The sequence below is a fragment of the Campylobacter concisus genome (assembly GCF_003049735.1).
GTDB lineage: Bacteria > Campylobacterota > Campylobacteria > Campylobacterales > Campylobacteraceae > Campylobacter_A > Campylobacter_A concisus_AN.
This window is the reverse complement of the sequence record NZ_PIRM01000002.1, coordinates 108,045-133,910: the sequence shown is the minus strand read 5'-3', so window position 1 is coordinate 133,910 and position 25,866 is coordinate 108,045. Positions and strand designations below refer to the sequence as shown.

The window sequence follows — 25,866 nt, the reverse complement described above, 5'->3', positions numbered from 1 at the left end:
AATGAGTGGCTATATCGCGAAAGCAGGATATAAATTTATATTATTTTTTCTAATTTTATTTGTTTTATCTTTGCTGTTTGGGATCTTGCCACTTTTTTTTGCTATTTTACTTTTTTTGGGACTTTATTTTTTTAGAGATCCTGAGAGAGAGCCATTTTCTGATGATAAATTGGCTTTACTATCGCCGATTGATGGTAAGATAAAAGAGATCAGTGCTTCAAATTTTGATAATAATGAAATAGCTAAGATCGTCATAAAAAAATCTTTTTTTGATGTTGGTACATTAAGGGCTGTAAGTGATGTAAAAGTAGCTGAAATACGCAAAAGACATGGCTTATTCTTATGCCAAGCTATGAAAATTTCAGAATTTTTAAATGAAAGAGCTATTATTCGCTTTGAAAAAGAAAATATAAAATTTGTTATGAAAATTATAGCTGGAGCTTTCAGTCGAAGTTTAGAAATTTCAAATGTTACTAGCCTGAAAGCATCTAGAAAATTTGGTTTTTTAGGAAGTGGTGAGGTGATTTTATACCTACCAAGAGATACTAAAATATGTGTAAGCGTCGGAGAAAGCGTAAAGGCTGCTTCACTTTTGGGATATTTTGAAGAGGGAAAAAGAGATGAATAACATACAAAAGATGCAACTAATGTATATCTTGCCAAATTTATTTACAGCAGCTAGCGCTTTTTTGGGTGTTATTAGCATTATTTCATCTATTCAAGGCAACTATTTTAAAGCCATTATTTATATAATCTTATCGCTTATTTTAGATGGACTTGATGGGCGTGTGGCTAGACTTACAAAGACAACTAGTAAATTTGGGGTAGAGTTTGATAGCCTTGCAGATCTTGTTGCTTTTGGTGTAGCGCCAGCGATTTTATTTTATTTGACTATTGGTAAAAATTTTGGCAGATTTGGGGCACTTATAGCTGCTATGTTTGTGGTTTTTGGAGCTATTAGGCTTGCTCGTTTTAATGTCACTACTGGCACATATGAGCCAAATGTTTTTATCGGACTTCCTATACCATCAGCAGCTATTGTGAGCGTACTTTGGGTTGGTATTTATATCGACTATACTTTTTTAGAAGGATTTGAGTGGTGCTTGATGCTACTTGAAGCTATTTTGGCAGCTTTAATGGTTAGCAACATTCGCTATCCGAGCTTTAAAAAAATAAATTTAAAACAAACCCATGTGATAAGAATTTTAGTAGCTCTTGTAGTTGCATTTTCGATGCTTTATCTATATCCATTTGAAAGTGCGACTTTGGTTATGAGCGTCTATATGCTTTATGGCATAGTAAGGGCCACTATAATGTTTAGTAAAAATTCCAAAAAAAAGGAGAGCGAATGAGCGAAAATGGCGTCATAAAATCACGTAAATTTTTACCAAAAATCGAAATCAAAAACTCTCTACTGCTGCTACTTAGGTAGCAAATTTCTCTTTACTTAACTCATTAAATTTAAAATTTAAATATAAAAAATAAAAAAGGACAAAAATGGATAAGAATAAAATTATAATCTTTGATACGACTTTAAGAGATGGTGAGCAAAGCCCTGGCGCATCGATGAATACAGCTGAAAAACTACAGATCGCACTTCAGCTTGAAAGGCTTGGCGTGGATGTTATGGAGGCTGGATTTGCGGCAGCAAGCCCAGGGGATTTTGATGCGGTAAATCAAATAGCAAAGCAAGCCTCAAATATCACGGTTTGCTCTCTTGCACGCGCAGTTGAGCGTGATATCAAGGCAGCTGGCGAGGCATTGGCTCCAGCTAAAAATAAGAGAATTCATACATTTATAGCGACAAGTCCAATTCATATGGAGTACAAGCTAAAAATGAGCCCAGATGAAGTAATAAAACGTGCAGTCGAGTCTATAAAATACGCAAAAACTTTTTGCGATGATGTAGAGTTTAGCTGTGAGGATGCTGGCAGAAGTGAAATGAGCTTTTTAAAAGAAATTTGTGATGCTGCCATAAATGCGGGTGCAAAAACTTTAAATATCCCTGATACGGTTGGTTATTTATATCCTGAAGAGATAACTGCTCGCATTAGTGAAATAGTAAAATTTGTAGGCGATAGAGCAATAATCTCTGTGCATAATCACAATGACTTAGGCATGGCTACAGCAAACTCGTTAGCGGCCATAAAAGCTGGTGCAAGGCAGGTCGAAGGTACGATAAATGGCATAGGTGAGCGCGCCGGAAATGCTGCACTTGAAGAGATCGTGATGGCTATCAAAACCCGCCAAGACGTCTTTGCTCCATTTTATACAGACATTATCTCAAAAGAAATTTATCCAACTTCAAGACTGATTGCTAGTATTATAGGCATTGAGCCTCAACCAAACAAAGCTATCGTTGGTAAAAACGCATTTGCTCATGAGAGTGGCATACATCAAGACGGCGTGCTAAAACACAAAGAGACCTATGAAATAATTAGCGCTGAGAGTATAGGCCTTGAGAAAAATTCTCTTGTTTTAGGTAAGCATAGTGGTCGCCACGCGTTTAAAGATAAGCTTGCTAGCCTTGGATTTGACCTTGATAGCGATGCTCTTAATAAGGCATTTGAAAAATTTAAAGAGCTAGCTGATAAGAAAAAAGAGATATTTGATGATGATATTAGGGCTCTTGTGGCTGAAGAGATTACAAAAATTCCACAAGCTTATGAGATCACGGCTCTTCTTCAAAGTAGCGGTGGAAGCCTTGCGAGTGCTTCAATTAGCATAAAACACAATGATGAGATTATTAGCGACTCAGCTCTAGGAAATGGTACTGCTGATGCGATATTTAAGGTAGTTGATCGCATTAGTGGCATTAGTGGCACGCTAAAAGACTATAAAGTGGCGTCTGTTTCTCAAGGCAAGGATGCACTTGCAAAGGTTGATGTAAAGGTCGAGTTTGAGGGCAAAACGGCTGTAATAGGCCATGGACTTGACATAGATACTATGATGGCAAGTGCAAAAGCCTATGTTGGCGCACTAAATAGCTACCTTCGCATACATAAAAACTAAAATTTTAGCTGGCTGTTAAATTTGCAGCTGGCTATTTTAAATTTAATCCAAAAAATATATAAATTTTTAAAATTAAAAGCCTTTATTTAAAAAATAGAATTTTTACTATCTTGGCAAATTTTAAAATCTTACTCACTCGCCTTAGCAACTTACTAATTTTAGGACTCATAAACATTCGCCACTAAATTTAGAAGCGTGATATGCTCGCTTGTAAATTTTAAAATTTGCTAGATTTTCATCTTGAATTGTTAAATTCGTGTTTTGTAGAGCTGGCTACTAAATTTATATCCACAAAATACCAGCTCTTATTTGAAATTTTGCTTGTAGAATAAATTTTTGACTTACTGCCCAACTATCTTTTTAACAGCTAGTGAGGCTAAATTTAGCCCAAAGCAAGCAGTCACACCCATGAAGCTGCCAAGTGGTTTGCAAAGTGGCTCTTCTGTTGAAAAGACCACGTCAAATTTACCGCTAAAGCCTGATCTTTTGAGCTCATATCTATATTTTCTAGCTAGCGGATCGACCGAGGTTTTCCACACGCTAGCCACCTTTATCCTAGTTGGATCGATCCTTTTTGCACCGCCCATCGAGGCTATAAATTTGCTAGGATCTACCGCATTTGCAAGGGCGATCTTAGCAGTGATATCATCGATCGCATCGATCACCACGTCAAATTTACTAAAGTCAAATCCAGCAATAAACTCAGGCGTAATCAGCGTCTGTATAGGCGTGATGCAAGGATAAATTTTGGCAAATTCCTCCACCTTTACACCGCCTACATTTTCGCTGTAAATTTGGCGGTTTTGATTTGTCACATCAAAGATGTCTTTATCGATCAGCGTGATGCTTCCGACCCCGCTTCTAGCAAGCGCATCCACGCACATCCCACCAACGCCTCCAGCTCCGCAAACTAGCACTTTTGCGCTTTGAAGCTTGCTAAAACCATCCTCACCAAAGAGCCATCTTATCCTTGTAAATCTATCATTTTGCATCAAATTTCCCTTTTAAGCTCTCCAAGCTCTCGTATGAAGTCATGTTTAGTTTTATGGGCGTTATCGTGGCAAAGCCCTCATTTACCTTGCTGATGTCGCTTGGCTCGCCTTTTTCATATTCAAGTGCGGCGTTTCCAAGCCAGTAGTACTCGATGCCTCTTGGGTTGCGATTAAGCGTAGCATGCGTTGCGTAGGTGCGTTTGCCAGCTGGGACGACGGAGTAGCCTTTGAAATTTTTGCTAGTTACAGCCGGGATATTTACATTTAGAAATTCTCTTTGATTTAGCGAAATTTCACCCTCTAGCACCTTTGGCACGATAAATTTCACGATCTCTTTTGCTAGCTCAAAGCCAAGTTCATTTAGTGAATTATTTGCATAAAACTGCGAAAAAGCGATACTTCTAATGCCTTGCAAAACCCCCTCCATCGCCGCTCCGCACGTGCCAGAATAGGTGATATCTTCGCCTAAATTTGCTCCGTGATTTATGCCACTTATCACTAGATCTGGCTTTTTATTATAAAGCGCGTGAAGTGCGAGGTAGACGCAGTCGCTGGGCGTAGCGTCATCGAGTTTAAAAAAGTTATCATCAAGTTTTATAAATCTAAGCGGTCTTGTGAGTGTCAAAGAGTGAGCGCAGGCTGATTTTTCTGAGCTTGGAGCAACGATCGTGACATTTACGCCGTCTAGCTCGCTTAAAGCTTCTTTTAAAGCAAGCAGTCCAGTCGCCTCAAATCCATCATCATTTGTTATCAAAATTTCTTTCAAATTTTATCCTTTAAAGGGTTGGATTTTATCACAGCTTTCTTAAAAATTTAAAGAATTTTTGCGTATAATGCCCCCAAAAAAAGACCTGATGAAAGTGTGTAAATGAAAATTTTAGTCTCCGCTCTTGAGCCATCGGCAAATTTGCATTTAAAAGAAATTTTAAAAAATTTCGAGAGCGAATTTGAGCTAATTGGAATTTTTAGCGAAGAGCTTGGCACGCCATATATGAAAAGTAGCGAGTTTTCAGCGATGGGCTTTGTCGAGGTTTTGCCGCTCATTTTTAAGGCGAAAAAGGCAGTGAAAGTGATGAGCCAGATGGCAAAAGAGGCTGATGCGGTGCTGCTAATAGATAGTCCAGCCTTTAACCTGCCGCTTGCAAAGGCGATAAAAGAAGCTGGCGCAAAAGTAGCCGTGACATACTACATCTTGCCTCAAGTTTGGGCGTGGAAGCCAAAAAGAGTGAGCGTTGTGGAGAGGTATTGTGACAACCTAGCTTCGATCTTGCCATTTGACTCTAAATTTTATAGCCGCTCGACATACGTGGGACATCCTTTGATGGATGAGATAAAGCTTAAAAAAACTAGTCTAAGTAGCAGCGGCAAAGTGGCGTTTTTACCGGGATCAAGAAGGTCAGAGATTTCAAGGCTGATGCCAGTTTATAGAGAGCTTGCTAAAAAGATAGAAGCAAAAAGGCTGCTTGTCGTGCCACCATTTTTACTTGATAAAGTGTATGAAATTTATGGCGATGTGAGCGATTTTGATATCGTCTCAAACACGCCTGAGGCTTTGTATGATAGTGATTTTGCCTTTATTTGCTCAGGTACGGCTACTCTTGAAGCAGCACTCATTGGTACGCCATTTGTGCTAGCTTACAAGGCAAAAGCCATAGATGTTTTTATCGCTAGGAAATTTGTAAAGATCAAGCACGCAGGACTTGCAAATATAATGTTTGACTTCATGGGCAAAGAGCCACTTCATGAGGAATTTATCCAAGAGTTTGCAACGGCTGAAAATTTGCTAAGAGCTTATGAGAGCTGCGATAGGCAAAAATTCTTAAAAGGCTGCGATGAACTAAGGGCTTATTTAGGGCATGGCAGCAGTAAAAATGTAGTAAAAATTTTAAAGAATATGGAGTAAAAAAATGAGTGAACCAATGACAATGCACGGATACGAGAAGATAGAAGCTGAACTAAAAGATCTAAGGCTGGTGCAACGCCCTCAAATCGTAACAGAGATAGATATCGCAAGAAGCCACGGCGATCTAAAAGAAAATGCTGAGTATCACGCAGCAAAAGAAAAGCAAGCCTTTATAGACGCTAGGATCGCTGAGCTAAGCGCGCTTCTAGCAAATGCTGAAGTGATCGATCCAAGTAGTTATGAGCACGATAGAGTTAGGTTTGGCTCGAGTGTGACGATAATGGACGAAGAGACCGAAATAGAGCATACATATACGATAGTTGGCATTAGTGAAAGCGACATCGATAAAGGCTATATCTCGATAAACTCACCTCTTGCAAAGCAGCTTTTGGGTAAGGCTGAGGGCGATGAGGTAGTGCTAAATTTACCAAAAGGTAGAAGCGACGTTGAGATCGTAAAAATTTGCTATAAGCCTATAAAATTTGACTAAGAAGATGATGCAAAGAGCTAGAAACTGCTTTTTGGCTCTGCTATTTTTTAATTAAGGCAAAATTTGAGTGAATATCTATATGCCCCAGTTATAAAAGAAGGCGCGATCTTTATAGCTGATGCGCATGAAAATGTAAACCGAAATGGCTTTTTAAAATTTTTAAGAGCCATTGATAGCGGGGAGATCAAAGAGCCGCCACAAATTTTTTTGTTAGGTGATATGTTTGATTTTCTAACGGGCGAGGGCGAATATACAATAGAATTTTACTCTGAGCACTTAAGCCTTATCAATAAAATTTCACAAAAGGTAGAAATTTTTTACTTCGAGGGCAATCACGATTTTAGACTTTCAAATTTATTTAATAAAACAAGAGAAATTTGGGATGAGCGTGAGATGCTGTGCTATAAAAGCGTTAGGGTTTATGATATTTACGATCAGCCAGCAAATTTTAAAACGATCAATGAAGAGCGCGTCCAGATCGCACATGGTGATATATTCTTACCTTTTGTAGATAAATATGCACTTAGATTTTTGCGCCTTAGATGGTTTTTAAAATTTATGAATGCTTTGGATAAATTTTTAAATTTTAAAATATCAAAAGCGATACTAGCCAAACTTACCAATAAAAATTTAGACTATAAAATTCCTAATTTTAAGGAGTTAATGGGCAAGCATTTGCAAGGATATGAGGCTGGTATTGTGATAGAAGGACACTATCATCAAGGCGAGCAATTTAACATTTACGATAAGTTTTATATAAATTTACCTTGTTTTGCATGTGAGCAAAGTTATTTTGTTGTAGAATACGCCCAGCAAAAATTAAATTTGCTCAAAATGAGTTTGAAAGGACATTGATGTTTGGAGATAACGTACTAAAAACGGACTCAAACGAGATGGAACTTGTTGATTTTCGTATCTTTAAAAAGACCGAAAACAAAGTATATGAAGGAATATACGGAGTCAATGTCGCAAAGGTGCGGGAGATCATTAAGATGCCAAATCTTACAGAGCTTCCTGGCGTTCCCGAGTATATCGAGGGAATTTTTGATTTAAGGGGCGTGGTGATCCCTGTCATAAATTTGGCAAGATGGATGAATATTATCGAGCCAACTGAAGGCGTAGTTATAAAGCCACGTGTTATTATTGCTGAGTTTAGTGGTATTTTGATCGGTTTTATCGTCCATGAGGCAAAAAGGATCAGGCGCATAAGCTGGAAAGATATCGAGCCTGCAAATTTTGCTTCAGGCTCTGGCGCTTTAGATAAAGGCAAAATAACAGGCGTAACAAGAATAGAAAATGATGAAGTTTTGCTTATTCTTGATCTTGAAAGCATAGTAGAAGAGCTTGGAATTTACTCACCAAAGATCGAATTTGATGTAACAGATGATCAAAAATTAAAAGGTGCTGCTTTGGTTTTAGATGATAGCTCGACTGCTAGAAAGCTAGTAAAAGACGCACTTGAGAAAATGGGACTTAGCGTAGTTGAGGCTAAAAACGGCGTTGAGGGCTTGGAGAGAATGGAAGAGCTTTATCAAAGATACGGAGATAACCTATCAAGAGAGCTTAGAGTTATCTTAAGTGATATCGAAATGCCACAGATGGATGGCTACCGCTTTGCTTCAACTCTTAAAAATGATGAAAGATTTAAAGAAGTACCAATAGTATTTAACTCCTCATTGAGTAATGATTTTAGTGAAATCAAGAGCAAAGAAGCTGGTGGTGCGGCGTATCTTACAAAATTTGATGCGAGTATATTTTATCAAGAAGTGCTAAAAGTTATTGAAGCACATTCTAAATCTGCAAAATGAGGTGAAACATGGATGATATGAAAGAAATAATGGAAGACTTTTTAATAGAAGCTTTCGAACTTATTGAGCAGATAGATCACGACCTTGTTGAGCTTGAGTCAAATCCTGAAGATTTGGAATTATTAAATAGAATTTTCCGTGTTGCTCACACAGTAAAAGGTAGCTCAAGCTTTTTAAATTTTGATGTTTTAACAGAGCTGACTCACCATATGGAGGATGTTTTAAATAAAGCTAGAAAAGGCGAGCTAAAGATCACTCCAGACATTATGGACGTAGTTCTTGAGTCAGTTGATATGATGAAAGGTTTGTTAAGCAGCATTAGAGATCATGGAAATGATACAGCTGCTGGCATTGATATTAAAAACATTTGCTCAAGACTTACTCAAATTTCTGAAGGTGAAGCTCCAGCAGCAGCTCCTGAAGCTTCTGCCACGCCAGTAGCTGAGCCAACGCCAGAGCCAGCAAAAGAGCCAGAGCCAGCCGCGCCTGCCGAAGAAGCACCAGAGATAGGTGATGCTGAGCTTTCAAAGCTAAGCGACTCTGAAGTCGAAGCAGAGATAGAAAGACTCTTAAAAGTTAGGAAGGCTGAGGATCAAGCAAGGCGTGCTTCAAAAGGCATAGCTCCAAAATCTCCTAGCGAGATAGCTCCAGCTGCAAGTAGTACTTCAGCTCCAGCTGCAAAAGCAGAGAGTAAAGAAAAGGATGGAGATAGAAAGGTCCCAGCGGCAAGTAGCGGTGCAGTGGCTCAGGAACAAACTATACGTGTTGAAGTAAAAAGACTTGACCACTTGATGAATCTAATCGGCGAGCTTGTTCTTGGTAAAAACCGCTTATTAAAAATTTATGATGACGTGGAAGAGAGATATGAGGGTGAGAAATTCCTTGAAGAGCTAAATCAAGTAGTTTCAAGCCTAAGTCTAGTTACGACTGATATTCAGCTTGCCGTTATGAAGACAAGAATGCTTCCAATAGCAAAAGTCTTTAATAAATTCCCACGTATGATACGCGATCTTAGCCGCGACCTTGGTAAGCAAATCGATCTTGAAATTTCAGGTGAAGAGACTGAGCTTGATAAGTCAATCGTAGAAGAGATCGGCGATCCGCTAGTGCACATCATCAGAAATTCATGCGATCACGGTATCGAGGATCCTGAGACAAGAAAGGCAGCAGGTAAGCCAGAAAAAGGCCTTGTTCAACTAAAAGCTTACAATGAAGGCAATCACATCGTTGTTGAGATAGTTGATGATGGTAAGGGTCTAGATGCGGATATGCTTAAATCTAAATCGATAGAAAAAGGCATCATCACTGAACGCGAAGCTGATGCGATGAGTGAAAAAGAGGCATTTGGTCTTATCTTTAGACCAGGATTTTCAACTGCGGCAAAGGTCACAAACGTATCTGGTCGTGGTGTAGGTATGGACGTTGTTAAGACAAATATTGAAAAGCTAAACGGCATCATTGATATTGAAAGTGAAGTTGGAAAAGGTACGGTTATGAAGCTTAAAATTCCACTCACACTTGCGATTATTCAGTCACTACTAGTTGGAACGCAAGAAGAATTTTATGCTATTCCACTTGCTAGCGTTCTTGAAACTGTTCGCGTGCCGATTGATGATATCTACACGATCGATGGCAAAAATGTACTAAGGCTAAGAGATGAAGTCTTGTCTCTTGTTAGACTTTCTGACGTATTTGGTGTTGAAAAAGCTTTTGATGGTGGAGATCAAACTTATGTCGTAATAATCGGTGTTGCTGAAGCAAAACTAGGTATTATCGTCGATACTTTGGTTGGGCAAGAAGAGATTGTTATTAAATCAATGGGCGATTATTTACAAAATATCCCAGGTATTGCCGGTGCGACTATTAGAGGTGATGGCCGTGTGACATTGATTATTGACGTTGGTGCTATGATGGAGATGGCAAAAGATATCAAGGTAGATATTAGAGCCGAAATAGAAGATAGCACAAAAGCAAAGGAAAAACCAAGCGATTATAAAGTCTTGATAGTCGATGACTCAAAAATGGATAGAACTATCATGCAAAAAGCGCTTGAACCAACCGGGGTAACAATAATAGAAGCCACAAACGGTGTTGAGGCATTAAATATCGTAAAATCTGGAGAACACTCCTTTGATGCGATTTTGATAGATATTGAGATGCCAAGAATGGATGGATATACACTGGCTGGCGAAATTAGAAAATACTCTAAGTATAGAAATTTACCACTTATTGCTGTTACATCAAGGACTTCAAAAACAGATAGATTGCGTGGCGTAGAAGTTGGAATGACTGAGTATATTACAAAACCATATTCAGCCGAGTACTTAGAAAATGTCGTTAGAAAGAATATAAAATTAGCTTAGGGGTAAGGGATGAACAATAAACTAAATCAAGTTTTAAGCAAACAAAAACAGCAAATGAATGGTCCTGAGTTAAAAAATAATGAGGATATAGTTCAGCTAGTAGGATTTGTTGTCGGTGAGGAAGAGTACGCAATACCTATTTTAAATATCCAAGAGATAATCAAACCTATTGAATATACACGTGTTCCTAGTGTACCTGATTACGTTCTTGGTGTGTTTAACCTACGTGGAAATGTTATTCCGCTTATTGATTTGCGTAAGCGTTTTTCACTAAATGTCACAAAACAAAGCCCAAGCACAAGATATATCGTTATGAAAGATGCGGATAATATCGCTGGCTTTGTGATAGACCGCTTGACGGAGGCCATCAGAATAGACCGTAATAGGATCGATCCGCCACCAGAGACTTTGGTAAAAGACAAAGGCATGATTTATGGTATCGGAAAGCGCGACCAAAATATCCTTACGATCTTAAAGGTCGAAAGTCTTTTAAAACGTGATTTTTAGGGTATAGCTTGATAAAACTTTGTGTTTTTGACTTTGACTCTACAATAATGGACGGCGAGACGATAGATATTCTCGCCGCCGCTAATAATGCTAGTGAAGAAGTAGCTAATATAACTAAGCGTTCGATGAACGGTGAGCTTGATTTTTTTGAAAGTCTTACAAAAAGAGTAAAATTTTTAAAAGGATTGCCACTTTTAAAAGTAAATGAAATTTGCAAAAATTTACCCATAATGCCAGGAGCTGGCGAGCTAATAGAAGCTTTAAAGCAAAAAGGTATCAAAGTCGTGGTTTTTAGCGGTGGATTTCACAATGCAACCGATGTAATGCAAAAAAAACTTAATTTTGATGCAAATTTTGCAAATATCTTGCATCATAAAGATGGAATTTTAAGTGGTGAAGTTGGCGGAGAAATGATGTTTAGTAGTTCAAAGGGAGATATGATTGACCGCTTGTGTGGACTATTAAATCTAGGCAAGGACGAGATAATGTGTGTTGGGGACGGGGCCAATGACATATCGATGTTTAGAAAGTGCGACCTTAGCATTGCATTTTGTGCAAAAGATATCTTAAAAAAAGAAGCGACACATTGTGTTGATGTTAAAGACTTGCGTGAAATTTTAAAATTTATAAGGTAGAAACTAATGTATGACAACGAAGCTAAATTCTCTCTTTGGTGTGATTTTATAGAGAGAAATTTTTTACAAAGCGAATTTAACTCTTTATTGGAAAATAATGTTATAAACGGCGCTACAAGTAACCCAGCTATTTTTAAAACAGCATTTGCTTCGCCTGCTTATAAAAAGATAATAGAAGCTAGCAATAAACGCCACCCAAAAGATCTTTATGAAATTTTGGCTACTCAAGATATAAAAATCGCCGCATGTAAAATGTTAAGGAATTATGCAAACGGCGATGATGGCTTTGTAAGCATTGAGGTTGATCCAAATTTAAGCGATGATACAGTCGCAACAATAGAAGAAGGTATCAGGCTTTATAATCTAATATCAATGCCAAATGTTATGATAAAAATTCCAGCTACAAAAGATGGTTATGAGGCGATGAGCGCGCTTATGGCAAGGGGAATTAGTGTAAATGCTACGCTTATATTTTCACCAGATCAGGCTAAAAACTGTCTTGAAGCATTTAAAGAAGGTAGTAAGGCTTATACAAGTCGCTTTATAGATACTACTATGCCAAAAGGTGTGATAAGTGTTTTTGTAAGTAGATTTGATAGAAAGCTTGATGAGGTTATGGCTGCAAAGAGCTTGCCAACGGGACAAATTGGCATAATGAATGCTGCAAATATATATCATCTGATTGAAGATTTTGGACTAGAAAATGTAAGAACACTTTTTGCAAGCACAGGCGTAAAGGGTGGCGGTTTAAGAGGGGATTATTACGTTAGAGAGCTAATGTATAAAAATTCTATAAATACAGCACCAATAGAGACGATAAAAGAATTTATAAAAGAAAAAGCAGAGGCAAAAAATGTGCCTAGTAAAGAAAATATCTCAAGTTTTTTTCAGATTATAAAAAATAATGAGATAGATATAAATGTCGTTTATAAAGATTTATTAAGCGATGGTTTAAAGCAGTTTGTGTCAGCATTTGATGATATTATGAAATCACTTTAAACAAGGAAGCCCAAGCTAATACATAAACAGCAAAAGTGGTCATTCTTAAATAAGCTTTATGTGAAATTTATAAAGCATTGGATAAAATCAGCACCTATTTTTTTATGAAAGGAAAACGATGTTAGAAGGAATCGTTAGAGAGAGTATCGGTAAGAAGTCTGCAAAGGCTTTGAGAAGAGATGGTTATCTAATCGCCAACATTTATGGCAAGGGATTAGAGAATGTTGCAGCTGCTTTTAAAGTAAATGACTTTATTAAAGAAGCACGCAAAAAAGAGAGCCTTGCTTTTGATGTAAAAGTAGGCGGAAAAGTTTATAATGTCGTTATTGTTGATTACCAAAGAGATGTTGTTACAAGTGATCTTAAACACGTAGATCTAAAAGTAGCACTTCCAGGCGTTTTATCAAAATATATGATTCCAGTTAAGCCAGTTGGAACACCTATTGGTCTTAAAAACAAGGGCGTTTTGATCCAATCAAAAAGACGTCTTTGCGTAAAATGCACAGCTGAAAATTTACCAAATTCATTTGACGTTGATGTAAGCAAACTTGACATCGACGATACTATTTTGGTTCGTGATATCACAGCTCCTAAAGGCGTTACTATTGTAGACGCTGACCGTGTTGCGGTACTTGGAGTTATTAAAGCTAAATAAAAAGGGCTTTTGTGACACTAATAGCGGGGCTGGGAAATCCTGGCTCCAAATATGAAAACACTAGACACAATATAGGCTTTATGCTTATAGATCTCCTAAAAGACTCAAATTACAAAGATGTTAGCTCAGCCAAATTCCAAGGCGAAGTTTTTAAATTTAACGACATTATCTTGCTAAAACCTACAACTTTTATGAACCTCTCAGGACAAAGTGTAAAAGCGGTCAAAGATTTTTATAAACCAGATAGAATAATCGTAATACACGATGACCTTGATCTTAGTTTTGGTGCAGTTAAATTTAAAAAAGGCGGCAGTAGTGGCGGGCATAACGGCATAAAATCAATCGATGGATTAATAGGCAACGACTACGAAAGGGTGCGTATTGGCATTGGACACCTTGGTGATGCTAAAAATTTCGTCCTTGGAGAGTTTAGTGATGAAGAAAAAAAGGCTTTAGATGAAATTTTAGCCTACACAAAAAATGCAGTTTGCGAGCTAATAAAGAGTGACATCAATGAAATTTCGCAAAAATTTACGATAAAAAAAGGTCTTATCAAATGAAACTATACGCCAGATACGTTGGCTGGGTCTATATAAAATCTTTTCTTATCGTATTTTTAGCGCTTGAACTATTTTATGTCGGAATCGATCTACTTACAAATTTAAAAGATCTGCCGCCATCTGCTAACCTTCAGCTCCTTTATGTTGGGCTTACATCGCTTAGCGCTATTGGCTATGTTTTGCCACTTTCGCTCATTTTTGCACTAATAATTTTACATGTAAATATGGTTCGCTCAAACGAGCTAATCAGTTTTTATGCACTTGGCATTAGCAAAAATAGCTTAATTTTTCCACCATTTTTTATTGCACTTTTTGTAACTATTTTTTATGTCGGCTTAAATTTTACTCCATTTGCCTATGCACACGACTATCAAAAAAGTATCGCTAAAAATACGGCTTTTTCAAAAAGCACAAATGATTCATTTTTAAAATTTGAAGGCAAATTTATCTACATAAAGGAGCTAAATTCTGTTAATCAAATAGCAAATGATGTTAGAATTTTTGAGATAAATGGCACAAATTTACTCTCAACTACATTTGCAAATCATGCTAATTTTAAAGACAATGAGTGGATTTTAAAAGATGTTAATCAAACTCTTTTGCCGCAAATTTTAGAGCTTGGTGAAGCTGGTTTTAATAAAATACAAAGTGATAGCTTAGATGCATTAAAAGGCTTTAAGCCAAAGAGTATTGAAAGCGCTGCTAGTGTTGAAAACTCAAAATTTAATATCCCAGATGCGATAAATTTTATAAAGACATTTAAGAATGAAGGCATCGGCCTTGATAGCGCAAAAACAGCTTTTTACAACCTTGCTATCGCACCATTTTTTGCACCATTTTTGTTGCTCATTTTTTACTATCATTTGCCTGTAACTGGTAGATTTTTTAATCTTGCACTTTCGACTTTTATTTTTGTTGTGATAACTCTTGTCGTTTGGGGGTTGCTCTTTATTCTTGCAAAATTTGCACAAACTTCCGTAATCTTGCCAGAGATTGGCATAGTTTTGCCAGTTATTTTACTTTTTGCATACGCCATTTATCTCATAAAATCGCATCGTTAAGCCAAATTTTGGTAAGCTTTTTGTAAAATCAAGCTATTTTAATAAAGGCTATTTTATGGATTTTAAAGAGCTTGCAAGTAGATACAAAACCCCACTTTACATTTATGATTTTAACCATATAAAAAATCGCTATGAAGCACTAAAGAATGCATTTTTTGCTAGAAAATCTCTCATTTGTTATGCGGTGAAAGCAAACTCAAATTTAAGTGTTTTGAAATTTCTAGCTGATCTTGGAGCTGGATTTGATTGTGTTAGCATTGGTGAAGTAAAAAGAGCGCTTTTAGCAGGTGCAAAGAGATATCAGATCATTTTTAGCGGTGTTGGCAAGAGCGATGATGAGCTAAAAGAGGCTTTAAAAAATGAGATTTTACTCATAAATGTCGAGAGTTTTGCTGAACTTTTAAGACTTGAAAAGATCGCAAAAGGGCTAAACTTAAAGGCAAGAATTAGCATTAGGGTAAATCCAGGTGTCGATGCAAAAACTCACCCATATATCTCAACGGGACTAAATGAAAATAAATTTGGTGTTGATGCTGAAACAGCTAAAAGAATGTACATCCACGCTAAAGCTTCAAACTCTCTTGAGCCAACTGGCATACATTTTCATATCGGCTCTCAGCTAACATCACTTAGCCCGATAATCGATGCTGCAAATATCGTTAGCGAGCTTTTAAGAGAGCTAAGAGCGCTTGAGATTGATATCAAATTTTTCGATGTTGGCGGCGGACTCGGTATCATTTATAACGATGAAAAAGAGATAAATTTATACGACTATGCTCAAGGAATTTTAGCTGCGCTAAAAGGCCAAGACGTGACTATCGTATGCGAGCCAGGACGCTTTATCGTAGGTAATGCTGGCTACTTTGTTGCAAGCGTTTTATATGAAAAATTTAACGGCAAAAAGAGATTTGTCATCACTGATGGCGCGATGAATGATCTTATTAGACCAAGCCTTTACGGTGCTCATCATGAAATTTTTGTTTGTGGCAAGGATAAAAATTTAGGCCCATGCGATGTGGTTGGTCCAGTTTGTGAAAGTGGCGATTTTTTAGCAAAAGATATAGAGTTGCCAGAGTGCGATAGTGGCGATATTATCGTTGTAAAAGGTGCTGGAGCTTATGGTTTTAGCATGAGCTCAAACTACAACACAAGAAACAGAGCCGCTGAAGTTTGCGTGCTTGATGGCAAAGACAGACTTATAAGAAGACGTGAGAACTTTGAAGATGTCGTGGCACTTGAGAGAGAATTTTTGGAGAGCGCTGATGCAAGAGCTAAATGAGCTTAGAAAAGAGATCGATGCGATCGATGATCTCATCTTAAATAAACTAAATGAAAGGATGATTTTAGTTGAACAAATCGGCAAGCTAAAGCAAACTACTGGAACGCCTATATATCGTCCTGAGCGTGAGCGAGCTATCATAAACCGCTTAACTAGTCTTAGCAAAGACAAAGCTTTAAATAAAGCTGCGATCGAGGCCATTTATCTTGAAATTTTTGCTGTGAGTAGAAATTTAGAAATGCCTCAAAAGATCGTCTATCTAGGGCCTGAAGGCACTTACACGCATCAGGCGGCTCAGAGTAGATTTGGTGCGATGAGTGCATATTTACCACTTGCTACGATCGAGGCGGTTTTTACAAAGCTAGCTCAAAAAGAGGCAAAATACGGCGTTGTGCCTATTGAAAACAACACTGAAGGCGCTGTTGGCGCTACGCTTGATTGTTTGAGTAAATTTAGTGATATAAAAATAGTTGCTGAGCTTTATGTGGATATCCATCACAGCTTTGTTAGCATAAATGAAAATTTAAAAGAGATAAAGCGAATTTATTCACATCCGCAAGGGTATAATCAATGCCGTAAATTTTTAGAAGATCACTTACTGAATGAGGTCGAATTTGTTCCAGCAAAATCAACCGCAGCAGCTGCATACATGGCATCAATGGATAGAAACTCAGCCGCCATTTGCTCAAAGATCGCAGCAAAAATTTATAACGTGCCGATCGTTTATGAGACGATTGAAGACAATATGGCAAATAGAACGAGATTTTTGATTTTAAGCGATTTTAAAAATGCAAGAGTTGAGAACTCAAAAACTTCGGTCCTTGCAAAGACTGATCATAGTCCAGGACGCCTTGCTGATCTGCTTTCTATCTTTAAAAATGAAAACATCAATATCACAAAACTTGAGTCACGTCCTATAAAACAGCGCGAATTTAAGTCAATGTTTTATCTTGATTTTGAAGGGCATATTGACGATGAGAAGGTGCAAAATGCCTTTGAACTAGCAAAAGAGAGCGGTGCTGAGATAAGCTGGTTAGGGAGTTATTTAAACGGAGAAGAGTAATGAAGTTTAATGATTTTTTAGATGATTTAGTTAATTACGAGGCTGGAAAGCCGATTGAGCTTGTAGTTAGAGAGTTTGGCATCGAGGCGAAAGATGTGATAAAGCTAGCTAGCAACGAAAACCCTTTTGGTACGAGCAAACTCGTAGAGGAGGCGCTAAAAGAGGTTGCTAAAAAGGCACATCTCTATCCAGACGATAGCTACTTTGAGCTAAAAGAAGGACTGGCTAAGAAATTTGGCGTAACTAGCAAAAATTTAATTATCGGTTCTGGAAGTGACCAGATCATAGAATACGCACTTCACGCAAAGGCGAATAAGCAAAGTGGCGTTTTGATGGCTGGCGTGACATTTGCGATGTATGAAATTTATGCAAAACAAACCGGGGCTAAAATTTACCGCACAAAGAGTGTGGAGCATAATTTGAGTGAGTTTTTAGAAATTTATAACGCGCATAAAGATGAAATTTCTGTCATATTTCTTTGCTTGCCAAACAATCCTTTGGGTGAGTGTTTGGACGCAGATGAGGTCTTTAAATTTATAAAAAGCGTTGATGAAAATACGCTTGTTGTGCTTGATTGTGCCTACAATGAATTTGCAAAATTTAAAGATAGCAAAAAAGAGATAAAGCCAAGCGGGGTGGTAAAATTTAAAAATGCCATATATCTTGGAACATTTTCAAAGGCTTATGCGCTTGGCGGCATGCGCGTTGGATACGGCGTGGCAAATGAAGAGATCATAGGCGCTCTCTCAAAACTAAGAGCTCCGTTTAACATCACAACCCCAAGCCTAAGAGCTGCGATAGTAGCACTTGGTGATGATGAGTTTGTGCAGCAAACCATGCAAAATAACTTCGAGCAAATGAAGAGATATGAAGAATTTGCAAAGCAAAATGGCATTGAGTTTATCCCAAGCTACACAAATTTCATCACTTTTAAATTTAACGAGCCAAAATCAAGCCAGATATGCGAAAAGATGCTAAAAAAAGGTATAATTTTACGAGATCTAAAAAGCTACGCCTTAAATGCGGTGAGAATCACCATCGGACAGGCATGGCAAAATGATAGAGTTTTTGAAGAGTTAAAGCAAATTTTAAAGTAGGGATATGGATTTTAAGGCATTACTTCATCAAATAAGTCAAATTTATCAAAAGCTTTCACTAAAACAAAAGATTGTCGCAGCTAGCTCGATCGTCTTGGTCGTGGCATTTTTGGTATTTTTAACACTTTATAAAAGCAAAAATGAAAATTTTGCAGGCTACAGCGTCCTTTTTGAAAACATTAGTCCAAACGATTCAGCCTTAATACTTGATCAGCTAAACAAAGATGGAATTAAATATAAATTAGCAAACGAAGGCACTATTCTTGTGCCAACGAGCGATGTCTATAAAGAGCGTATCGCTGTTGCAACGCTTGGAATACCAAAAGAGAGCAAAATCGGCTTTGAAATTTTTGATAAGCAAGAATTTGGCGCGACTGATGCTGAGCAGAGAGTAAAATTTCAAAGAGCGCTTGAGGGCGAGCTAGCTAGAACGATCGAGAGTCTTTCTTCTATCCAAAAAGCGACTGTTCGTATCGCTATCCCTAAAGAGAGCGTTTTTACTGAGCGTCAAGCACTTCCAACAGCTTCTATCGTGGTTGAGCTAAAGCCAGGCGTTAGCCTAAACGCAAAGCAAATTTTTGGTATTAAAAACCTTGTCGCTGCCTCTGTTACAAATTTAAGCACAGAAAATGTAAAAATCGTAAATCAAGATGGCGTCGCACTTGGCGATGAAGACGGTGAGTTTGATAGTGATGCTATAGCTCAGCAGATCCGCTATAAGCGCGAGTTTGAAAATAATTACGAGCAAAAGATCGTAAATGTGCTAGCTCCTATCGTAGGCGGAGCAGATAAGGTCGTAGCAAAGGTAAATATCGACTTTGACTTTGATAAAAAAGATACAAAAAGCGAGGTTTATGACCCAAATAACGTTGTAAGAAGCGAGAGTAACATCGAAGAAAAGCGCCAAGGCTCAGCTCCAAATGAAGTGGGCGGCGTACCAGGTGCGGTTAGCAACATAGGCCCTGTTCAAGGGCTAGATGACAGCACTTTAAAAGAGCAGTACAACAAAAGCTCGCAGCAGACAAACTACGAAATTTCAAAGAAAGTAACAAATGTCAAAGGGCAGTTTGCTAGTATAAACAGAGTAAGTGCAGCTGTCGTTATAGACGGACTTTATCAGAGTAAAAAAGATAAAGACGGCAAGCCAACTGGCGAGCTTGAATTTGCCCCACTTACCAAAGAGCAAAGAGAATCAATCACAAATTTAATCAAACAATCAATCGGCTATAACCAAAATAGAGGCGATGAAGTAAGCTTAGATAACTTTGAGTTTAAAACTGGCAAAGATATAAGCACTAGCGAGAAGATGGATGGCTTTGTGAATAACTATGTAGTGCCATTTATGCCGCTATTAAAATATATTTTTGCAGCATTGTTGCTCTACATCTTCTATAAAAAAGTCATTGTGCCATTTATGCAAAAGATGCTTGAAGAGACAAAAGAAGAAGAGGAGCAAGTTCAAGATGGTCTTGAAGATATTGAGGTAGATGCTGAAGATACGCTTGAGAAATTTAAAGCTGCTCGCAAAAAGGTCGAAGAGCAACTAGGACTTAGTGGCGAGTTTAATGAAGATGAATTAAAATACGATGTTTTACTTGAGAAAATGAGAGCGGTCATCACAGAGAGAAATGAAGAGATAGCAATGCTACTTCAAGATATGGTAAAAAATGACAGCGACTTTAATATGCGTAAGGAAATTTGATGTCAATAAAGCTAAATGACAAGCAAAAAATGATTTATGATGATCTATCGATGCCTGAAAAGATTGCCATTTTGCTGATTCAGCTTGGCGAAGAGGCAACTGCTCTTATATTTTCTCACATGGATGTTGATGTCATCACTGAAATTTCAGGCTATATCGCAACTGCGAAAAATATTGATAAGCAAGTCGCAAGTGCCGTACTAGAAGAATTTTACGCGCTAATGCAGTCAAATCAATATATGAGAAGTGGTGGTTTAGAGTACGCAAAAGAAATTCTTTACCGCACATTTGGTCCAGAGGCAGCTCAGAAAATTTTGGACAAGCTTGCAAAAAGCATGGAAAACTCAAAAAGCTTTGGCTATCTTGATAAGATAAAACCACAACAGCTTGCAGACTTTATCATAAAAGAGCACCCTCAAACCATCGCGCTAATACTAGCTCACATGGACTCAACAAGTGCTGCTGAAACGCTTAGCTTTTTCTCAGATGAGCTAAGAAGTGAGGTTGTCATTAGAATGGCAAATCTTGGTGATATTAGCCCATCGGTAATTAAGCGTGTTTCAACCGTGCTTGAGGGTAAGCTTGAAAGTCTTACATCGTACAAAGTCGAAGTTGGCGGTCCAAGAGCTGTGGCAGAAGTGCTTAATAGACTTGGGCAAAAAGCCAGCAAAAGCACGATTGAGCGTATTGAGCAAAGCGATGATAAGCTTGCAACAACGATTAAAGAGCTTATGTTTACCTTTGAAGATATTATCAACCTTAATGCAACTGCGATTAGAGAGATCCTTAAAAATGTCGATAAAAAAGACCTTATGGTTGCATTTAAGGGCTCAAGCGATGGCATAAAGGATAAATTTTTATCAAATATGTCTCAGCGTGCAGCAGAAGCCTTTAAAGAGGAGATGCAGTATCTTGGTGCGGTGCGTGTAAAAGATGTTGAAGAGGCTCAAAGACGCATAGTAGAGACAGTGCAAACTCTAGCTGATCAAGGTGTATTCCAGGTCGGCGAAGCAGATGAGATGATAGAATGAAAAGCAGCGTAATAACCAGTGAGACTTCTCCAGCTCACTTTATAGAAAATTATAGATTTAAGGTGCTTGGAGTTGGAGAGCGAGCCGCAGATAGTGCTCCTGTATTGATAGAAGAAAATAATCTTAGTGAAGAGCTAAGCGAGCAAAATTTTGGGCAAAAGGGTGAAAATTTTATTCCTCAAGCTAGCCACCAAACGCAGACAAACTCACAAAACCACTTTGCTTCTCAGGCTCAAAGTCCACAGATACAGCAAACAGGCGAGGCGAGTTTTGTCGAAGAACTGCTTAAAAAAACAGATGAGCTAAGCAGCAACATCATCAAACTTCAAATGCAAATAGAAAATCAAGAGAGCGAATTTGCTAAACGCCTTGAGGCTGAAATTTCTCGTGCAAAAGAAGATGGTAAAAATGAGGGTATCTCCCAGGCAAATGCGGCAAATGAAGCAAGAATAAATGAGTTAGAGGCTAGATTTAGCGCTTCAGCTGCAAAACTTGAAGAGCAATATATTAAATTTGATGAGTTTTTAAAGAAGATCGAAGAAGAGCTCGGACAAACTGCTATAAAAATCGCAAAAGAAGTAATCGATAAAGAAATTTCAACCTCTTCAAATCAGATCGCTCATCATCTAGCAAGCTCTCTTATAAAAGAGCTAAGTAATGTTAAAAATATAGAAATTCGCGTAAATCCCGAAGATAGCGAATATATAAAAGAGCAATTTAGCAAAAATGAACACGTCAAAATAAGTGCTGATGATGCTATAAGTAAAGGTGGTGTGGTTATTATAAGTGATGGCGGCAATATCGATGCGACTGTGCAAACAAGGCTAGAAAAACTAAAAATGCTGGTAAATAATGAATAAAGACGTTAAAAGTTTAGACGTTGATGAACTAAACGCACTTTGTCATGACATCAGGGATAAAATTTTAGCCACCGTTAGCAAAAATGGCGGTCATCTTAGCTCAAATATCGGCGCAGTTGAGATCATCGTCGCGATGCATAAAATTTTTGATGTTACAAAAGATCCATTTATTTTTGATGTGAGTCATCAAAGCTATGCACATAAGCTGCTGACTGGACGCTGGGAGAGCTTTGATACGCTTAGAAAATTTAACGGCATCAGTGGCTATACAAAGCCAAGCGAGAGTAAATTTGACTACTTTGTGGCAGGGCATAGCTCGACGTCCATATCTTTAGCAGTTGGTGCTGCAAAGGCGATAAAACTTAAAAACGAAGATCGTATCCCAGTAGCTGTCATAGGCGATGGCTCACTAAGTGGTGGCATGGCGTACGAGGCGCTAAATGAGCTAGGGGACAGAAAATATCCTTGCGTCATCATCCTAAACGACAACGAGATGAGTATAAGCAAGCCAATAGGCGCGCTTAGCAAGTATCTAAGCCAGATGATGGCAGGGCAGTTTTATCAAAAATTTAAGGGCAGGGTTGAGAAATTTCTAAGCTATATGCCAGATTCAGCTGCATATATGGCTAGACGTATCGAAGAGGGCATTAGACTCATCACTCCTGGCATGTTTTTTGAAGAGCTTGGGCTTGAGTACATTGGGCCAGTTGATGGACACGACTTAGGCGCGCTTCTTAGTACATTTGAAACTGCTAAAAATATGAAAAAGCCAGTCATTGTGCACGTGCAGACACTAAAGGGCAAAGGGTATGAATTTGCTGAGGGGTGCTACGAAAATTGGCACGGAGTTGGACCATTTGATCTAAAAAGTGGCGAATTTATCAAAAGACAGTCAAACAAGTCAGCCACGGCGATCTTTAGCGAGCAGCTTTTAAAGATGGCAAGAGAGCATAGCGACATCGTTGGCGTAACGGCCGCGATGCCAACAGGCACTGGCATGGACGCTTTGATACAAGAATTTCCAGATCGTTTTTGGGACGTGGCGATAGCCGAGCAACACGCAGTCACGTCTATGTCAGCCATGGCAAAAGAGGGCTTTAAGCCATTTGTTGCGATATACTCGACATTTATGCAAAGAGCCTACGATCAGGTCATTCACGACGCTTCTATTTTAAATTTAAACATCACCTTTGCGATGGATAGGGCTGGTATCGTAGGTGAGGACGGCGAAACGCATCAGGGTGCGTTTGATATAAGCTTTTTAAATGCTGTGCCAAATATGGTTCTTTTTGCCCCAAGATGCGAAGAGAGCATGAAAAATGTTATGGAATTTGCTTATGCTTATAAAGGCGTTAGCGCATTTAGATATCCCCGTGGGGCATTTATCTTAAGAGATGAGTTTGAAGCTAAGCCACTTGAGTTTGGCAAGGGTGTAATTTTAGCTGATGCAAATAGTGATATTGCATTTTTAGGCTACGGTAACGGCGTTGGCAAGGCAAATTTGGTCAGAAATTTACTTGCTGGCAAGCTTGATGTGATATTGGCTGATCTCGTCTTTGCAAAGCCGCTTGATAGTGAGCTTTTACTGGATCTTGCAAAACGCACTAAAAAGTGGTATATCTTTAGCGATAGTGCTAAAAAAGGCGGTATTGGCGAGATAGTAAGTGCATTTTTACAAGAAAATAAAATTTCAAATATAAGCGTCATTAGCTTTGAGTATGAAGATAAATTTATCCCACATGGTTCAACTGCTGAGGTTGAAAAATATCTTGGTATAAGTGCCGAGCAGATTACCAAAAATTTACTAGAAAATAATTAATATCATTTAATAAAGTAACGTTTAATATTATTTTTGCTAGCATAAGCCAAAATAAAAACAAGGAAAAGCATTATGCAATACGTATCATTATTAAAGCAATCCGGGCTAAAAGTCACGCCACAACGCCTTAGCGTTTTAAGAATTCTTGATCGTCACACGCACCCAACGATTGATGAGCTTTATGATGAAATTTTAAAAGAGAGCCCATCAGTTTCTCTTGCGACAGTTTATAAAAATTTAAATACTTTAAAAGACGAAGGTCTCGTAGTTGAAGTAAATATCGTCAATCAAAAGGCTAGATACGACATCTACGAATATCCACATATTCATGTTGTCTGTGAAAGCTGTGGAAGCGTCGAGGACGTGAGCTACGATGATGCTGAGCTTGGCAAATATCAAGAGGCACTAGAAAAGAAGATTGGAAATATAATAGAACGTCTAAATATCGTAGCTAGCGTAAAAAGCTGTAAACACTGTAAATAAAATTTATGTTGCTATTTAGCAGCATAAATTCCATCTTTTTTCCTAATAAAAATACTTTTAAAATAATCCTAAATTTAGCATCTTTCTCATTGTTTTAAGCACTAACTTGCTAAAATGAACAAAAAATTTTGGAGAAAAATGTGAGTTTGGAGATAGAGCGTAAATTTTTACTCAAAAATTCTCAAATTCTAGATTTTTTAAAAGAAGCTGGAGTAGTCTTTAAACATCTTGAAATTTCTCAATTTTATACCAAGATAACGCAAAATGAAGAGATCCGCTTCCGGAGTGAAGAGGATAAATTTATAAAAACTGTAAAGATTGGCAAAGGTCTAATCAGAGAAGAAAATGAAGAATTTTGCGAAAAAGCGGAGTTTAAAAAGGCTCTTAAAAACCGCATCGGTAGTGTCATCTTAAAAGATAGATACATTTTTAAACTCAATAACAATCCTTGCAATATTGATATTTTTAAAAATGAACTAAACGGGCTTTGTACATTTGAAATCGAATTTAGTGATGAAAATGAAGCTGTCTTTTTCAAGCTACCACCGTTTTTAGAAAATTTTTGCCTAAGTGACGTAACTTGCGATAAAAGGTATAAAAATAAATTTCTTGCCATCCATGCTAATGAAAATGAACAAATCGACTACAAAAGAGCCTATAAGATTGTAAAAGAAAAAGAAATTCTGCCAAATTTTGCTGCAAATCTAAAAAGCGGAGAGGCGCTAAGAGTCCTTTTTGTTAGTATTTTTAAAGTAATAAAAAGGCTAAAAAGCCAGTATTTGATAGACAAAGATGAAGAAGTTTTGCATGAGCTTCGCGTAAATTTAAGAAAGGTTAGATCGATCCTTAAAATTTTTAGTGGCGTTTTTGATGAGAAAGTGACACTTTTTTTTGGTGAGAATTTTAAAATGCTTGCAAACTCGACAAACAAAAAGCGAGATTTGGATGTATTTTTGAACTTTTTAAACGAGCAAAAGCACGCAAATGAGCCTATCTATTTTGTGCGAAAGGCTCTAGATTTAGAGTATGAAAATGTAAAAAGCTACCTTGGTGACGAAGAAAACTACGCATTTTTAAAAGAGTGGGAGATATTTTTAAATGAGGGTGAATTTTATAAGTCAAAACTCTTTGATGTAAGCCTTTCGCGCCTTGGTTCGTTTAAGCTTAGAATGCTTTTGATTTTAGCTCAAAAAAGGCTAAAAAGCCTTAATCAAGACTGCCCAAATGAGAGCTTTCATGATCTTAGGATAGAGCTTAAAAAGATGAGATACACATATGAGTTTTTATGTGAAATTTTCTATTTTGAAGGGCTTAAAAAGTATGAAGAGAAGCTAAAACAGATGCAAGAAATTTTTGGCAATCTTCAAGACTATGACGTCTGGCTCGGTATCCTTAAAAGGCTTCCAGAAATGCCAGATAAAGAGAGGCTCGAGAGTAAAATTTACAAACAAATTTATAAAAGTAGAGAAGAGATACTAAAAAAGCGTCTTAAATTTATAAAAGCAACTCGCAAAATTTCAAGAAATTTAAAAATTTACTACATATAA

The 25,866-nt window shown here is 37.7% G+C and carries 25 protein-coding genes; 23 read left to right on the top strand and 2 right to left on the bottom strand.

Annotated features, from left to right (window positions below; translation table 11 throughout):
• Window position 1 precedes the first annotated feature (1 nt).
• The 3 genes from CVS97_RS04930 to CVS97_RS04920 all read left to right on the top strand — a co-directional run bounded on the left by CVS97_RS04930 (window position 2) and on the right by CVS97_RS04920 (window position 3,012).
• On the top strand, window positions 2-628 hold the full coding sequence (locus CVS97_RS04930) for a phosphatidylserine decarboxylase (protein ID WP_107785287.1): 627 nt from the start codon (window positions 2-4) through the stop codon (window positions 626-628).
• Window positions 621-1,352: a CDP-diacylglycerol--serine O-phosphatidyltransferase gene (gene pssA / locus CVS97_RS04925; protein WP_107785286.1), complete on the top strand. Its 732-nt coding sequence runs from the start codon at window positions 621-623 to the stop codon at window positions 1,350-1,352. The genes CVS97_RS04930 and pssA overlap by 8 nt, the downstream gene beginning before the upstream one ends.
• Before the next feature lie 145 nt (window positions 1,353-1,497).
• Complete coding sequence (locus CVS97_RS04920) at window positions 1,498-3,012, top strand: 2-isopropylmalate synthase (protein ID WP_107785285.1); 1,515 nt, start codon at window positions 1,498-1,500, stop codon at window positions 3,010-3,012.
• A gap of 341 nt (window positions 3,013-3,353) precedes the next feature.
• Here CVS97_RS04920 and CVS97_RS04915 read toward each other — a convergent pair whose 3' ends face one another.
• The gene (locus CVS97_RS04915; protein WP_107785284.1) at window positions 3,354-4,004 is read right to left on the bottom strand and encodes a ThiF family adenylyltransferase; all 651 of its coding nucleotides are present in this window, start codon (window positions 4,002-4,004) and stop codon (window positions 3,354-3,356) included.
• Entirely contained in the window at window positions 3,994-4,770 is a 777-nt protein-coding gene (surE, locus tag CVS97_RS04910) for a 5'/3'-nucleotidase SurE (RefSeq protein ID WP_107785283.1), read from the bottom strand. Before surE ends, CVS97_RS04915 begins: the two co-directional genes overlap by 11 nt.
• Window positions 4,771-4,872: 102 nt before the next feature.
• Here surE and lpxB point away from each other — a divergent pair, with 102 nt between their 5' ends.
• From lpxB to CVS97_RS04810, 20 genes are all read left to right on the top strand, one after another.
• A complete protein-coding gene (lpxB, locus tag CVS97_RS04905) occupies window positions 4,873-5,907 on the top strand; it encodes a lipid-A-disaccharide synthase (RefSeq protein WP_107785282.1) in 1,035 nt (344 codons plus the stop codon).
• A 4-nt stretch (window positions 5,908-5,911) separates the two neighbouring features.
• On the top strand, window positions 5,912-6,397 hold the full coding sequence (greA, locus tag CVS97_RS04900) for a transcription elongation factor GreA (protein WP_072594430.1): 486 nt from the start codon (window positions 5,912-5,914) through the stop codon (window positions 6,395-6,397).
• A 63-nt stretch (window positions 6,398-6,460) separates the two neighbouring features.
• On the top strand, window positions 6,461-7,252 hold the full coding sequence (locus CVS97_RS04895) for a UDP-2,3-diacylglucosamine diphosphatase (RefSeq protein ID WP_107785281.1): 792 nt from the start codon (window positions 6,461-6,463) through the stop codon (window positions 7,250-7,252).
• A complete protein-coding gene (locus CVS97_RS04890; RefSeq protein WP_021091802.1) occupies window positions 7,252-8,205 on the top strand; it encodes a chemotaxis protein in 954 nt (317 codons plus the stop codon). The genes CVS97_RS04895 and CVS97_RS04890 overlap by 1 nt, the downstream gene beginning before the upstream one ends.
• An 8-nt stretch (window positions 8,206-8,213) precedes the next feature.
• Window positions 8,214-10,568 carry a chemotaxis protein CheW gene (locus CVS97_RS04885; protein WP_107785280.1) on the top strand — a complete coding sequence of 785 codons (2,355 nt, stop codon included), beginning with the start codon at window positions 8,214-8,216 and terminating at the stop codon, window positions 10,566-10,568.
• Between the two features lie 9 nt (window positions 10,569-10,577).
• Entirely contained in the window at window positions 10,578-11,075 is a 498-nt protein-coding gene (locus CVS97_RS04880; RefSeq protein ID WP_072594427.1) for a chemotaxis protein CheW, read from the top strand.
• An 8-nt stretch (window positions 11,076-11,083) separates the two neighbouring features.
• Window positions 11,084-11,710 carry a phosphoserine phosphatase SerB gene (serB, locus tag CVS97_RS04875; RefSeq protein WP_103576701.1) on the top strand — a complete coding sequence of 209 codons (627 nt, stop codon included), beginning with the start codon at window positions 11,084-11,086 and terminating at the stop codon, window positions 11,708-11,710.
• 6 nt (window positions 11,711-11,716) lie between these two features.
• Window positions 11,717-12,709 carry a transaldolase gene (locus tag CVS97_RS04870; RefSeq protein ID WP_107776345.1) on the top strand — a complete coding sequence of 331 codons (993 nt, stop codon included), beginning with the start codon at window positions 11,717-11,719 and terminating at the stop codon, window positions 12,707-12,709.
• A gap of 118 nt (window positions 12,710-12,827) precedes the next feature.
• A complete protein-coding gene (locus tag CVS97_RS04865) occupies window positions 12,828-13,364 on the top strand; it encodes a 50S ribosomal protein L25/general stress protein Ctc (protein ID WP_021091684.1) in 537 nt (178 codons plus the stop codon).
• A gap of 11 nt (window positions 13,365-13,375) precedes the next feature.
• Window positions 13,376-13,924, top strand: coding sequence for an aminoacyl-tRNA hydrolase (gene pth, locus CVS97_RS04860; RefSeq protein WP_107785279.1), 549 nt, complete (start codon window positions 13,376-13,378; stop codon window positions 13,922-13,924).
• Complete coding sequence (locus CVS97_RS04855) at window positions 13,921-14,985, top strand: LptF/LptG family permease (RefSeq protein ID WP_107785278.1); 1,065 nt, start codon at window positions 13,921-13,923, stop codon at window positions 14,983-14,985. Before pth ends, CVS97_RS04855 begins: the two co-directional genes overlap by 4 nt.
• 55 nt (window positions 14,986-15,040) lie before the next feature.
• Window positions 15,041-16,264 carry a diaminopimelate decarboxylase gene (gene lysA, locus CVS97_RS04850; protein WP_107785277.1) on the top strand — a complete coding sequence of 408 codons (1,224 nt, stop codon included), beginning with the start codon at window positions 15,041-15,043 and terminating at the stop codon, window positions 16,262-16,264.
• On the top strand, window positions 16,248-17,327 hold the full coding sequence (gene pheA / locus CVS97_RS04845; RefSeq protein ID WP_107785276.1) for a prephenate dehydratase: 1,080 nt from the start codon (window positions 16,248-16,250) through the stop codon (window positions 17,325-17,327). The genes lysA and pheA overlap by 17 nt, the downstream gene beginning before the upstream one ends.
• Window positions 17,327-18,424 (top strand): histidinol-phosphate transaminase, encoded by a 1,098-nt coding sequence (gene hisC, locus CVS97_RS04840; RefSeq protein WP_107785275.1) that lies wholly within the window; start codon window positions 17,327-17,329, stop codon window positions 18,422-18,424. Before pheA ends, hisC begins: the two co-directional genes overlap by 1 nt.
• A 4-nt stretch (window positions 18,425-18,428) precedes the next feature.
• Complete coding sequence (fliF, locus tag CVS97_RS04835; RefSeq protein ID WP_107785274.1) at window positions 18,429-20,126, top strand: flagellar basal-body MS-ring/collar protein FliF; 1,698 nt, start codon at window positions 18,429-18,431, stop codon at window positions 20,124-20,126.
• On the top strand, window positions 20,126-21,157 hold the full coding sequence (fliG, locus tag CVS97_RS04830; protein ID WP_021091747.1) for a flagellar motor switch protein FliG: 1,032 nt from the start codon (window positions 20,126-20,128) through the stop codon (window positions 21,155-21,157). Before fliF ends, fliG begins: the two co-directional genes overlap by 1 nt.
• The gene (fliH, locus tag CVS97_RS04825) at window positions 21,154-22,017 is read left to right on the top strand and encodes a flagellar assembly protein FliH (protein ID WP_107785273.1); all 864 of its coding nucleotides are present in this window, start codon (window positions 21,154-21,156) and stop codon (window positions 22,015-22,017) included. Before fliG ends, fliH begins: the two co-directional genes overlap by 4 nt.
• Window positions 22,010-23,836 (top strand): 1-deoxy-D-xylulose-5-phosphate synthase, encoded by a 1,827-nt coding sequence (gene dxs / locus CVS97_RS04820; RefSeq protein ID WP_107785272.1) that lies wholly within the window; start codon window positions 22,010-22,012, stop codon window positions 23,834-23,836. The genes fliH and dxs overlap by 8 nt, the downstream gene beginning before the upstream one ends.
• A 72-nt stretch (window positions 23,837-23,908) precedes the next feature.
• Window positions 23,909-24,319, top strand: a complete 411-nt coding sequence (locus CVS97_RS04815) for a Fur family transcriptional regulator (RefSeq protein WP_054197019.1) — start codon at window positions 23,909-23,911, stop codon at window positions 24,317-24,319.
• 140 nt (window positions 24,320-24,459) lie between these two features.
• Entirely contained in the window at window positions 24,460-25,866 is a 1,407-nt protein-coding gene (locus CVS97_RS04810; protein ID WP_234401397.1) for a CHAD domain-containing protein, read from the top strand.

Coding starts and splice junctions, on each gene's coding strand:
- CVS97_RS04930 (WP_107785287.1), top strand. CDS start 2: ATGAGTGGCTATATCGCGAAAGCAGGATATAAATTTATATTATTTTTT.
- pssA (WP_107785286.1), top strand. CDS start 621: ATGAATAACATACAAAAGATGCAACTAATGTATATCTTGCCAAATTTA.
- CVS97_RS04920 (WP_107785285.1), top strand. CDS start 1,498: ATGGATAAGAATAAAATTATAATCTTTGATACGACTTTAAGAGATGGT.
- CVS97_RS04915 (WP_107785284.1), bottom strand. CDS start 4,004: ATGCAAAATGATAGATTTACAAGGATAAGATGGCTCTTTGGTGAGGAT.
- lpxB (WP_107785282.1), top strand. CDS start 4,873: ATGAAAATTTTAGTCTCCGCTCTTGAGCCATCGGCAAATTTGCATTTA.
- greA (WP_072594430.1), top strand. CDS start 5,912: ATGAGTGAACCAATGACAATGCACGGATACGAGAAGATAGAAGCTGAA.
- CVS97_RS04890 (WP_021091802.1), top strand. CDS start 7,252: ATGTTTGGAGATAACGTACTAAAAACGGACTCAAACGAGATGGAACTT.
- CVS97_RS04885 (WP_107785280.1), top strand. CDS start 8,214: ATGGATGATATGAAAGAAATAATGGAAGACTTTTTAATAGAAGCTTTC.
- CVS97_RS04880 (WP_072594427.1), top strand. CDS start 10,578: ATGAACAATAAACTAAATCAAGTTTTAAGCAAACAAAAACAGCAAATG.
- CVS97_RS04870 (WP_107776345.1), top strand. CDS start 11,717: ATGTATGACAACGAAGCTAAATTCTCTCTTTGGTGTGATTTTATAGAG.
- CVS97_RS04865 (WP_021091684.1), top strand. CDS start 12,828: ATGTTAGAAGGAATCGTTAGAGAGAGTATCGGTAAGAAGTCTGCAAAG.
- CVS97_RS04855 (WP_107785278.1), top strand. CDS start 13,921: ATGAAACTATACGCCAGATACGTTGGCTGGGTCTATATAAAATCTTTT.
- lysA (WP_107785277.1), top strand. CDS start 15,041: ATGGATTTTAAAGAGCTTGCAAGTAGATACAAAACCCCACTTTACATT.
- pheA (WP_107785276.1), top strand. CDS start 16,248: ATGCAAGAGCTAAATGAGCTTAGAAAAGAGATCGATGCGATCGATGAT.
- hisC (WP_107785275.1), top strand. CDS start 17,327: ATGAAGTTTAATGATTTTTTAGATGATTTAGTTAATTACGAGGCTGGA.
- fliF (WP_107785274.1), top strand. CDS start 18,429: ATGGATTTTAAGGCATTACTTCATCAAATAAGTCAAATTTATCAAAAG.
- fliG (WP_021091747.1), top strand. CDS start 20,126: ATGTCAATAAAGCTAAATGACAAGCAAAAAATGATTTATGATGATCTA.
- fliH (WP_107785273.1), top strand. CDS start 21,154: ATGAAAAGCAGCGTAATAACCAGTGAGACTTCTCCAGCTCACTTTATA.
- dxs (WP_107785272.1), top strand. CDS start 22,010: ATGAATAAAGACGTTAAAAGTTTAGACGTTGATGAACTAAACGCACTT.
- CVS97_RS04815 (WP_054197019.1), top strand. CDS start 23,909: ATGCAATACGTATCATTATTAAAGCAATCCGGGCTAAAAGTCACGCCA.